At 68.7% G+C, this 9,562-nt stretch carries 13 protein-coding genes and 1 pseudogene; 9 read left to right on the top strand and 5 right to left on the bottom strand.

All coding sequences use genetic code 11. The features are described from left to right. Positions 1 to 16: 16 nt before the first annotated feature. Positions 17 to 571: a Uma2 family endonuclease gene (locus tag ACFU53_RS43730; RefSeq protein WP_384005399.1), complete on the bottom strand. Its 555-nt coding sequence runs from the start codon at positions 569 to 571 to the stop codon at positions 17 to 19. Positions 572 to 696: 125 nt separating this feature from the next. Between ACFU53_RS43730 and ACFU53_RS43725 the strand changes: the two are divergent. Next, a pseudogene (locus tag ACFU53_RS43725) lies at positions 697 to 1,062 on the top strand (aminotransferase); the annotation flags it as partial. A 76-nt stretch (positions 1,063 to 1,138) separates the two neighbouring features. On the opposite strand, the gene ACFU53_RS43720 reads toward ACFU53_RS43725, so the two are convergent. Then, positions 1,139 to 1,708, bottom strand: coding sequence for a hypothetical protein (locus ACFU53_RS43720; protein WP_384005397.1), 570 nt, complete (start codon positions 1,706 to 1,708; stop codon positions 1,139 to 1,141). Positions 1,709 to 1,722: 14 nt separating this feature from the next. Between ACFU53_RS43720 and ACFU53_RS43715 the strand changes: the two genes are divergently transcribed. Next, positions 1,723 to 2,121, top strand: coding sequence for a type I restriction enzyme endonuclease domain-containing protein (locus ACFU53_RS43715; protein WP_384005395.1), 399 nt, complete (start codon positions 1,723 to 1,725; stop codon positions 2,119 to 2,121). Between the two features lie 61 nt (positions 2,122 to 2,182). Here ACFU53_RS43715 and ACFU53_RS43710 read toward each other — a convergent pair whose 3' ends face one another. Together ACFU53_RS43710 and ACFU53_RS43705 are read right to left on the bottom strand one after the other, a co-directional pair. After that, positions 2,183 to 3,034 (bottom strand): helix-turn-helix domain-containing protein, encoded by an 852-nt coding sequence (locus ACFU53_RS43710; RefSeq protein ID WP_384005393.1) that lies wholly within the window; start codon positions 3,032 to 3,034, stop codon positions 2,183 to 2,185. Positions 3,035 to 3,050: 16 nt separating this feature from the next. Next, positions 3,051 to 3,809, bottom strand: coding sequence for a DUF6879 family protein (locus ACFU53_RS43705; protein ID WP_384005392.1), 759 nt, complete (start codon positions 3,807 to 3,809; stop codon positions 3,051 to 3,053). A 173-nt stretch (positions 3,810 to 3,982) separates the two neighbouring features. Here ACFU53_RS43705 and ACFU53_RS43700 point away from each other — a divergent pair, with 173 nt between their 5' ends. From ACFU53_RS43700 to ACFU53_RS43685, 4 genes are all read left to right on the top strand, one after another. Continuing rightward, the gene (locus ACFU53_RS43700) at positions 3,983 to 4,186 is read left to right on the top strand and encodes a hypothetical protein (RefSeq protein ID WP_384005391.1); all 204 of its coding nucleotides are present in this window, start codon (positions 3,983 to 3,985) and stop codon (positions 4,184 to 4,186) included. Beyond that, on the top strand, positions 4,186 to 4,401 hold the full coding sequence (locus ACFU53_RS43695) for a hypothetical protein (RefSeq protein ID WP_384005389.1): 216 nt from the start codon (positions 4,186 to 4,188) through the stop codon (positions 4,399 to 4,401). The genes ACFU53_RS43700 and ACFU53_RS43695 overlap by 1 nt, the downstream gene beginning before the upstream one ends. 98 nt (positions 4,402 to 4,499) lie before the next feature. Further along, the gene (locus tag ACFU53_RS43690; RefSeq protein ID WP_384005387.1) at positions 4,500 to 5,000 is read left to right on the top strand and encodes a hypothetical protein; all 501 of its coding nucleotides are present in this window, start codon (positions 4,500 to 4,502) and stop codon (positions 4,998 to 5,000) included. A gap of 69 nt (positions 5,001 to 5,069) precedes the next feature. Then, complete coding sequence (locus ACFU53_RS43685) at positions 5,070 to 5,726, top strand: class I SAM-dependent methyltransferase (RefSeq protein WP_384005385.1); 657 nt, start codon at positions 5,070 to 5,072, stop codon at positions 5,724 to 5,726. A 57-nt stretch (positions 5,727 to 5,783) separates the two neighbouring features. Here ACFU53_RS43685 and ACFU53_RS43680 read toward each other — a convergent pair whose 3' ends face one another. Further along, positions 5,784 to 6,701, bottom strand: coding sequence for a hypothetical protein (locus ACFU53_RS43680; RefSeq protein WP_384005383.1), 918 nt, complete (start codon positions 6,699 to 6,701; stop codon positions 5,784 to 5,786). A gap of 213 nt (positions 6,702 to 6,914) precedes the next feature. On the opposite strand from ACFU53_RS43680, the gene ACFU53_RS43675 reads away from it, so the two are divergent. The 3 genes from ACFU53_RS43675 to ACFU53_RS43665 all read left to right on the top strand — a co-directional run bounded on the left by ACFU53_RS43675 (position 6,915) and on the right by ACFU53_RS43665 (position 9,496). Beyond that, the gene (locus ACFU53_RS43675) at positions 6,915 to 7,274 is read left to right on the top strand and encodes a hypothetical protein (protein ID WP_384005381.1); all 360 of its coding nucleotides are present in this window, start codon (positions 6,915 to 6,917) and stop codon (positions 7,272 to 7,274) included. After that, a complete protein-coding gene (locus ACFU53_RS43670) occupies positions 7,271 to 7,726 on the top strand; it encodes a hypothetical protein (protein ID WP_384005380.1) in 456 nt (151 codons plus the stop codon). The genes ACFU53_RS43675 and ACFU53_RS43670 overlap by 4 nt, the downstream gene beginning before the upstream one ends. A gap of 84 nt (positions 7,727 to 7,810) precedes the next feature. Beyond that, positions 7,811 to 9,496, top strand: a complete 1,686-nt coding sequence (locus ACFU53_RS43665; protein ID WP_384005378.1) for a TIGR04141 family sporadically distributed protein — start codon at positions 7,811 to 7,813, stop codon at positions 9,494 to 9,496. Positions 9,497 to 9,562: the final 66 nt, after the last annotated feature.

Here is a 9,562-nt window from a genome sequence, read left to right as displayed (position 1 = left end):
CGCCGCGAGTGCTTCGTCAGCGGGTGTCTCCCTCAGGATCCGGACGCGGGAGCTCGTCGAGGTCGAGGGTGAAGGTGCGGCCGTCGGCCAGGGGGATGGGGAGCTTGCCCGTTCCGTACTTGTGGGTGTGAGCCGCGATGTAACCCGTGGCGGTCGGCTGGGTGTGGACGACGACTTCCTGGGCGTACGGGTCCACGACCAGATAGATCGGGATGCCGTAGCGGCCATACTTGACGGTGCAGTCGTCATAGTCCTTGCGCGCGGAGGATGTCGAGACGACCTCGGAGATCAGCAGGACGTCCTCGAAGCCGTAGCGCTTGCCTTCCTTGCGTGCGTCCTCGCGCAGGATCGCCAGGTCGGGGGCGGAGTTCTCGTCGGCGGGGAAATCGATGTAGACATCGGAGGTGACCTTCGCGTGACGACCGAGGGCGAGAGCGGAGTCGATCTGCATCGACCGGATGGTGCTGGAGTGCTCTTCGCTCTGGGGGGTCATGATCACCTTTCCGTCGGCCCCGAACAGGACCGTGTACCCCTTGGGGAACTCGGTGTGCACGATCGCGTCGACGCTCATGGACGGCTCCTTCCCGTGTGTGGTCAGGATACGGCGGCCAGCGCCCTGTCACCGAGCCCGGCGGTACGGCTGTGAGACCGGTCCGGACCCACGCGAACAGGTGGGTGAACGCGGTGTCGCCTGGGGTGACGGCCGCGTCGGCCCTGGTCTCCGCCGTGCGCGCGGCGAAGCAGTTCCTGACCTACGTCGCGTCCGGGCCGGATGTACATCCCAAACGGAACCTGCCGGCGCCGGGGCTCTCGGACGCCGGGTTCGAGGGCTTCCGAACGGCGGGCACGTACTTCATCACCACCGACAGCCGCCCTCTCGGCGAGACCGACGGCTTCGCCTTCTGCCGCGCGCTGCCCGAGCGGGCGGGCGTCGTCGCCATCCCGAACGCCGTCTTCCACGACCACCGCGAGGCCGACGCCCCCTTCGTGCGATTCGCGTTCTGCGAGCACACCGAAGTGCTGGAGGAGGCGGTCTCGCGTCTCAAGACCCTGTCGGGCTGAGCCCGGGCCGGGCGGAGGCCCGGTGGGGCCAGTGCTTTGTTACTGCGTTGCGCGGGGCGGGCGTACTTCTGGCCGATCACTCGGCCTTGGGCGACCTCAACCAGGTCTCGAAGTCGCTCAGGGACTCGCCGAGGGCGCCGAGGGACATGGGCGACGACTCGTACTGCGCCGAGAGGTTGACCTCGTACAGCTTGTAGGTGGGTTCGGTCGCGCGCGCCGCCGCACACTCGGCGGCCAGCATCCGGACCGCGCGCCCTCGGTCGCCGGCTTCCACCGCCTCCACGAGGTCGGGCCACAGCGGGTCACCGCTGTGGGCGACGAGTTCCTCGACATGGGCTGCCGCCCGCCGGCCACGGTCCTTGATCGCCTCCCCTTCGGCCTCGGCACGATGCTCGGCCCGGTGGGAGTCCCGCTCGTCGGAGTCCGCCCAGGCATGGTCGCCCCAGATCTCCTCCCAGCGCTGATCCGCCCGGGCCAGATCTGCCTTGAAGTCCCGGTCCAGATCCTCCTGCGTGAGGCGAGGATGCTCCCCTGCGTCGCCGTCCTCGCACGCCGACAGCGGCAGAGTGATGTCGGGCACGGGTTCGTCGTCGCGGAGTGCGGTGAGCAGCAGTACGGCGTCGATGGCGGGGAGGACCTCCTCCACGTCCGAAGCGGTACATGCTTCAGCAGCTCACCAGCGCCCAGGTCATCGCCGAACTGGCCGCCCTGGCAAGGGAGGTGTCGGCGGAGGCCCGCCGCGGCGAGCAGTTCGACCCGCCGCTCAGCCACGCCGAGCTGGCCTTCTACGACGCGGTCGCCCAGAAGGACATGGCCAAGCTGATGGAGGGCGGCCAGGACACACTCGCCAAGATCGCCCGAGCCCTGGTGCGGGACATCCAGAAGAACCTCTCCGTCGACTGGCTCTCCCGCGAGCCCGTCCGGGCGAAGCTGCGCACCCGCATCCGCCGCGTGCTGGCGATGTTCGACTACCCGCCGGAGGAAGAGCGCGAGGCCATCGACCTGGTCCTCAAGCAGATGGAGATCGTGGCCGCGCTCTGGGCACCCGCCGCGAAGTAGAAACACACGCTCGGGCGCACTCACACCGTCGAGCGCGAGCTCCTCGGACATGGGCTTGGCCTCAACGTGAGTGCAACGCTCGTCGTGCGGCGCTGATGAGGTTGTGCGCTTCAGCGCCGTACACGGCGGACTCCCGGAGTGTCTTCCAGGTGCGGAGATAGGTGTCCACGCTGGCCTCGTCGTCGATCCACAACTCCGCGTGCCAGTTCTCGACGATCACCTGGCGGTCGTCGTAGATCCAGAAGGCGGTGGCCGGGGGAATCTTGAGCGAGGCAGACAGGGGGATGATCCCCAGCTCTACGGTGTCCAGTCCGACGGCTCCTGCGAGTCGGTCGAGTTGGGCCGCGAGCACCGAAGGCGGGCAGACCAAGGCATGCAGGGTGGCTTCCCACATGATGAGGTGGAAACGCTTCGAGGAGTCGTACAGCGTCTCTTGCCGTTTCATGCGGGACCGGACTGCCTCTTCGGTGTCACGTGGCGATCGCTGTAGCTCCGAGTACCTCGTGAAGATCGACCGGGCGTAGTCCGGCGTCTGGAGAATGCCGAAGATCATGGCGGGCTCCCAGCCACGGAACACAGAGGCGTCGGCATGAGCGCTCAGGTGGGTGTCCTGGACTGGCTTGTGCCCGGCCGCCAGTTGTCGCCGCCAGGACCGGATGTGGGACTCAAAGCCCCGGAGGCGGGCCACCAACTCGTCGTATGCCTCGGACTGGCCGGTTGCCTCCGCCCATTTGCGCAGGTCCTCGGGTGTTGGAGTCTGCCTGCCGTTCTCCAGCCTGCTGACCTTGGACTTGTTCCACCCGTACAGCGTGGCGAGTTCCGTGCCGGTGAGCCGACGTCCAGGGGCGGAGAGCCGGAGTTCGCGTAGGCGCGCACCGAGAGCTTCTCGTGCCTGCTGATAGTCCGTGCTCACCGGTACGCACCTGCTTTCAGTCCTTCTTCGCAGTCAGTTGCGCCGCGAACTGTTCGTACGGGACGGCGTGATGCATCGCCGCGTCACGCGCCATGGCGTACCGCAGGACCGCTGCGGGCTCCGTGATCAGTTCGACGTTGACCAGGTGGTCGGCGTCGTCGAAATTGAGCAGAGCGACCAGCCGGGAGTCGAAGATCCAGAAGTCTTCGTCGGGCAGGCCGAGCCGGTGGGCGTCCACACGCCGGAGATTGCGGATGTCCTCGCCGACACCGCTGTTGCGGCGTGCGTTGTCGAGAAGATAGAGCTGGCCGGCCGTCGGCGGATCGTCGATCGTGCGGACCCGTTCGAACCTCTTGCCGAGCCCGGTCTGCTCGCGGCGCTCGGCACACCACTCGGCGTCGACGCCCTCCCAGTTGACGGGCTTGCCGTTGGTGAACTGCGCATACGTGTCCGTGAGCTCGTCGGACGCGTACCGGCGGCGGCTCTCCAGACGCCACGCCGTGTGCTCGAACTGCGTGAAGAGTCGGTCGAACTCGTCCAACCCGATGATGTCCGGCACGCGAGTGAACTCCTTGGGTGCGAAGTCGACGAGCACTTCCCGTGGCACCACGATGGGTACCTCCCCCTCGCTCAGGTGCCTGAGCTGGGCGACATCGTGCGGGTCGGTGAGGGCTGGGCCGTGCACGATGACCTCGCCCGTGTCGAGGTCTTCGTGGATGGACGGGCACCCGTTGACGCCGCTGCCCGTGCCGTTGAAACGCAGTCGTCGGGCCATGATCACGTCCTTCTCCTGGGGGACTGATCTCCCAAGCCTCCCTGAGGTCAGGGTCTTCCGGTGGGGGTTCCGTCGACCCATATCAGCAACGGTGCGCAACCTCGCCATACAGTCAAGCAACTTTGCGCAACTTCCATGGCGGCCATCAACTCCACCTCTCTAGCGTCCTGTTCATGGCTACGACGGAACTGCGGGACGTCGACCCGCACGCGGCAGTGGAGTCATTGAGGGCGGCGCTCGCTGAGGCCGGGATCGTCTTTCCCTCCCTCGGCGTCGACCTCGCGAACCCCGACCTGAAACTCGTCGAGCTGGGGCGCGTCCGCGCCGACGTCGCTGAACGACTGACGGAAGCACTTCGGCGAGGGGGCCGTGAGTGATGGCGACGCGGGAAGGGAACGGCGCCCTGGTCATCGACATGAAGACGGACAAGATCGGCTACGTGATGGGGCGAGCCGGCCCCTACGTCCAGCTCAGACCCCCCGGCGGCGGGCGTGAGTGGGACGCGGACCCCGATGCCATCCGGCAGGCCACGGATACCAAAGTACTGCGCGCCCGTGTGACCGAGATGAACCGGGCGGAGCGTCTCGGATGACCGCGCCCGTCTCCCATAGCCATTCCTCCGAAGGATCACAAACCTCCGCTGGGGCGAGTTACCAGCGCGGCACGCCACCGCCGAGAAAGGGAACGTTCATGACCGTCATGCTCGACAACCCCTCCCACACCCGCACCAGGGAACCGAAGGAGCTGCTCAACGCCGTCCAGCCGCACATCAGGCACCTGACCGTCAATGTCCTCGACAGCGGCATGAGCCTGTGGGACCGGGAGGTCCCCCTGTTGCTGCGCGATCACACGATGGTCCGCGACATGGCCGAACGCGTCCTGAGCAACGCGGTCATGTACACCATCGGTTGCATGGAGCACCCGGAGGTCCACCTCGGGGTCGGCAAGCTCGTCGACATCGGTGTCCACCAGCTCATCCTCGACACGCCGGTGTGGTGGGCTCTGTGCGATGCGTACAACGAGGGCCGGTACAAGCACCACGCCCCGTTCATCGAGCGTCGCCGTGACGGCCTGTGCCTGCGCACGGCGGACTTCCTGATGTCCATCGGCTTCGACATCGACGAAGAGCTGTGGGCCATCGACGGCACGGACTGCTCGCCGTGCGACAACAAGGTCCCCGACAGCCATTGAACGGCCCTACCCTGGCCCCTGCCCTCGGTCCCCTGAGGCAGGGGCCGTCCCTTGCGAAGAGGAATCGTCTTGCCTGCACACCACGACATCGCCGCCGAGACGGAGCTGTGGGACACCTTCGCCGCTTCCGCCTTCAAGGACGACTCGGAGCCTGGGTTCTCCTGGACCCAGTACGCCGGTCACGGCCCCGGCCCCGAACTGCTCGGCGACCCCCGCTGCGTTCTGGAGATCGGCTGCGGCACCGGCCGCGCTCTCGCCTACCTGGCTCAGCGTGGCATCGCTGCTCGGGGCATTGACCTGTCTCCGGTCATGGTCAAGAAGACCACCGCGAAGTGGGCCGGTACCGGCGCGGAGTTCGTGTGCTCCGAGGTCCTGCGGTACCTGAGCGAGGAAGAGGCCGCGTACGACGCCGTCTACTCGATCTTCGGAGCCGCCTGGTTCACCGACCCGAGCCGCCTCTTCCCGCTCGTCCGCCAGCGGCTCAGGCCCGGGGGCGTCTTCGCCTTCTCGCAGCCGCCTGCCATCCCGGGCGCCTACGGGCCGCAGGGCATGTACAAGGGGGGCTTCGCGGGCAAGGCGATGTTCACCTACCGCTACAGCTACCGCCCGGCCGTGTGGGAGCGATTGCTCACCCGGGCCGGGTTCCTCACGGCTGACGCCCAGGTACTTGATGCCCCACGCCCTGGCCACATCGGTACTCTCCTCGTTCGCGCGGTGGCGCCGTGACCGACGGTGTACTTGTGGCTGGCCCTACCTGCGGGTGGACCGCGCCCGGCCACCGGCTCAGCCGGTCGCGGGGAGTTGGTCCCGGGTCCGGCAGGCCCGGCAGTGGCTGTGTCCCGCGGAGCGGAAGCCCCGGTCGCAGCCGTCGCAGTTCCGCATCCTCAGGACCGCCGGGCGTTCTGGGGTCTCGGGGCTTCCGGTCGCCGGTGCGGTCAGCGGAGTCTCCCTGAGCCGGTAGGCGAGGATGCCGACCGGGCGGACGAGGAGGTCCATTGGGAGTCGTGCGGTGAGGTGGTCGGTGATCTGGGTGGGCAGCAGGCCTGCCCCGAGCCACCGGGTGACGGCCGGGGCGAGGCGGGCGGCTTCCCGTTCGGACAGGACGAGGCGGGGGTCGACCCGGCGGAGGCCGGCGAGTACGGCGATGGCTCGGGGGTCGGCGTCGGCGAGCGGGACCGGTGCCTCCGCCTCGGTCTTCGCTTCCGGCTCCGCAGCCTCCTCCGCCGGTACGAGCGTCTCCACCGTGTCCGGCACGGCCCCGGACGCGGGCGCGGAAGTGGCGGCGGGTTGCTTCCGGGGTCGACGAAGCTTGGGCGGCCTGGGAGACCCGTCGGGATCCGGGTCGGGCTCGCCGCCGGGTACGTCGTAGAAGTACGTCCGGGTGCGGACCTGGCCGGTGGGGGTTCGCTCGCGGCGGCGCTCCAGGTATCCGGCCTCTTCCAGCTCTCTCAGCGCCCGCGAGATGAGGATCTCGCCCTCGTCGAAGTGCTCGCACAGGGCGGTGATGCTCACGAGGGTGCCGGTGGGGAGGGAGGAGATGTACGCCGCGACGCCGACCGTGACCGCGCTGCCGCGTCGCTGCGCGAGGGTGTTGGAGATCACCGTGAAGTCGGCCGTCAGCCGGGTGCGTACGTGGATCACGCCGGAGGTCGGAGCTCCGGCGTCGGCGCGCAGGGGCGCGTTAGACTGAGGGTCAGCCATCGGGAAGGTGTCACTTCCTGATCGGTCAGGCCCTCGTTCGGGATGCCAGTCCCGGCCGGGGGCCGTATCTGTTTGCGGTTGTCGCGGCGAACGTAACCGTCCGCATCCTGCGCCTGCAAGCCGGTCACCCGGACGGGTGACGCGGGCCTCCACGACAGGCACTGGACGACGCGCGTGCCCTCGCCCCGTACGCCGAACCTCCCGCTGGTCGCCATGACCCACGTATTGCCCGGCCTCTGCCGCACCGTCCTGGAGCGGGCCTTCTCCGAGGCCGCGTGGCTGCGCCTGCACCGCGCCGGACTGCCCGAGCACGAGGCGGAGAAGACCGTCGCGGCGGCCGTCAGGCTGCTGGACATCGCGGCCCTGGGGCTCTTCGGAGACCCGTCGAAGACGGCGGGTGACGTCTACCGCGAGCTGCGCAGACGGTGCGGCCCCGGAGCGGTGGACCTTATCCGGCAGTGCCAGGAGGGCGCCCACCCGTCGGGCACCTCGATGCCCGATCCCCGCCGGTTCGTGGAGGACGTCAAGGCCGTCGCCCAAACCGTGCGCATGCCGGAGGAGGTCACCCCGTGAACACGACGATCCGTCAGTTGCTGGACACCGCCGACCTGCTTATCGCGGACAACGGCTGTTCTGCCTCCACCGGCCCCGTCGCGGGCGGGTCCGCCACGACGGGAGCCAGTACGGCCGGACCCACCCCGCCCGTAACCCTCACCCTCACCGCCACGGCGGCGAGTCGGTGCCGCGGTGCCGCCTTCGCACTCCGCGCCGCGTTGGAGAGCGCGGTCGCCACCCGTCTCGCCACTCACGGCGCACCCCGCACCATCCGTGAGGGCTCCATGCGGGCCGCGCTCCTGTGGCTTCGCGGCTGCGCCGAAGCCGGGACCGCTCGCCGGGCGAAGGCCGCGTGGAGCCAGCTCTGCCTCGGCTGCCACTACCACCAGTACGAGATCGGTCCCACGGAGGACCAGGTGCGTGCGTGGCGGGCCGAAGTCGCCGCGATCGTCGCCCTGTTGGCCTGCTGAGAACGGCCGCTCCCAGAAGGCGGCGCACCTGAGAACGACACCACCAGGGCGACTGTCGCCGCCCCGCACGAGAGGAGCGACACCATGGCAACCCGCACGTCGAAGCGCACCCTGTACCGGCTCAGGGGCGTCACTCCTACCGTCGACGGGATGTTCGACGCTCTGGATGCGCGCCAGCTGGAGAAGGTGCACGCGGATTTCGACTTCCCCGAGAACCTTGGTGGGCCGGCGGTCCTGGTCACCGGCAGTTTCGAGCAGTCCGTCGCGAGCTGGTGCGACGAGATTTTCCGTACGACGGGCATCGAGGTGTCGCGGCCGGTCAACCGCTCGGCCGGACTGCTGATGCTCGCCGTCGACGGCGAGGTGTACGCCATCGGCTACGACCAGGGCTTCCGCCTGGTTCCCGACCGCCTGAAGGATCACCGGTTCGGCCTGAGTTTCGCGTCCCGCCGGGTGGACCCCACCCGAATCCGGGACGTGGTGTCGCACACCCCGGGCGGAGGCCGCACCGACATCACTGTCGTCCCGGGCGGCGCCTCCGTCTGGAGTTTGGGCATCGTCGAGCACGCCCAGATCGTGCGCCGCCTCGGCGGTCACCTGGACGGCATCCCGCTCACCATCTCCCGGGACAACCCGGCGAGGATCTTCAGCGCCGAGGGTGGTGCCGGCCTGCGTCTGCGGCTCGGTGTGGAAGGCGCTGACCTGATCGCCGACATCCGTGCGATCGCCCGTGTCCTGCGTGAGGAGAGGCCGAGCCCGGAGCTGGAGTTCGTCGAGCATGTCGTACCTGTCGACGATCCCGGCCTTGTCACCCGCCTGGAGAGCGTTCTCGACGATCTCCTCGGTCAAGAGTCCGACGGGAGGATCGGAGTCGCCGTCCCCGCCGACCACTGGGACGACTACACCGCCGCCCAGGCGTTCAGGGCCAGGATCAACAGCGACACGGCCGTCCGGGCGACCGACGACCTCGACCTCGGCTACGTCCTCTGCCGAGCTCGTGTCCAGCGCGCCGGCAGGCGGGTCACCGCACTCCGGGAAGGAACCGTCACCCTCTACCGGCACAGCCGCGCCAGCCGGGCCGACGAGATCTGGACCTCCAGCGCGCTCCGGTGGATCGAGGCGGAGGTGTCCCTGGACTCCCACCGGTACTTCTTGATGGACGAGCACTGGTACGAGATCGACCGGGTGTATCTGCAGGTGATCCGCTCACACGCGGAGCGGCTGATGACGCGCTCCTCGTCCGTGGACCTGCCCCCGTGGGTCGTCGGAGAGACGGAGCGCACCTACAACGCGTCCGTGCCGGACCAGCGGCCCGGGTACGTCTGCTTCGACCGCGACAACGTCCAGACGGCGCTGCACCGCGGCAACGGCGTGGAGATGTGTGATCTCCTAAGCCCGGACAACGCGCTGATCATGGTGAAGCGCGCCAAGGGCTCCGATGCGCTGAGCCATCTCTTCAGCCAGGCACTCGTAGCCGTGCAGACTCTGCGGAACTCCCCGGAGGGGAGGGAACGGTTCGCCGAGAAGGTGGCAGCGGCACGTAAGGGGCGCTGCCTGCCGGAAGCCTTCCGGCCGTCGAAGGTCGTCTTCGCGATCCTGCTGAAGGACGGAGCCAACCTCACCGCCGACACCCTGTTCCCGTTCTCACAGGTCACCCTGGTACAGACGGCCAGGACGCTCGCAGCGTGGGGGATTCAGGTCGAGGTCGTGGGCATCGCCTCCACTCCGTCAGCCGTCACCTCAACCGGGCGTCGGCGGCTCGCGGCGTAGTTCGCGCTTCCCTGCCGTCACGGTGGCGTCGGCCGGAACGGCGAGAGCCCGGCCGGGGCACACCGC

The sequence above is a fragment of the Streptomyces sp. NPDC057474 genome (assembly GCF_042802555.1).
In the GTDB taxonomy this organism is placed as follows: domain Bacteria; phylum Actinomycetota; class Actinomycetes; order Streptomycetales; family Streptomycetaceae; genus Streptomyces.
The sequence above is the reverse complement of the archived record's forward strand: the minus strand, read 5'-3'. Positions and strand labels throughout refer to the sequence as shown.

Coding starts and splice junctions, on each gene's coding strand:
- ACFU53_RS43730 (WP_384005399.1), bottom strand. CDS start 571: ATGAGCGTCGACGCGATCGTGCACACCGAGTTCCCCAAGGGGTACACG.
- ACFU53_RS43715 (WP_384005395.1), top strand. CDS start 1,723: ATGCTTCAGCAGCTCACCAGCGCCCAGGTCATCGCCGAACTGGCCGCC.
- ACFU53_RS43705 (WP_384005392.1), bottom strand. CDS start 3,809: ATGGCCCGACGACTGCGTTTCAACGGCACGGGCAGCGGCGTCAACGGG.
- ACFU53_RS43700 (WP_384005391.1), top strand. CDS start 3,983: ATGGCTACGACGGAACTGCGGGACGTCGACCCGCACGCGGCAGTGGAG.
- ACFU53_RS43695 (WP_384005389.1), top strand. CDS start 4,186: ATGGCGACGCGGGAAGGGAACGGCGCCCTGGTCATCGACATGAAGACG.
- ACFU53_RS43690 (WP_384005387.1), top strand. CDS start 4,500: ATGACCGTCATGCTCGACAACCCCTCCCACACCCGCACCAGGGAACCG.
- ACFU53_RS43680 (WP_384005383.1), bottom strand. CDS start 6,701: ATGGCTGACCCTCAGTCTAACGCGCCCCTGCGCGCCGACGCCGGAGCT.
- ACFU53_RS43675 (WP_384005381.1), top strand. CDS start 6,915: ATGACCCACGTATTGCCCGGCCTCTGCCGCACCGTCCTGGAGCGGGCC.
- ACFU53_RS43665 (WP_384005378.1), top strand. CDS start 7,811: ATGGCAACCCGCACGTCGAAGCGCACCCTGTACCGGCTCAGGGGCGTC.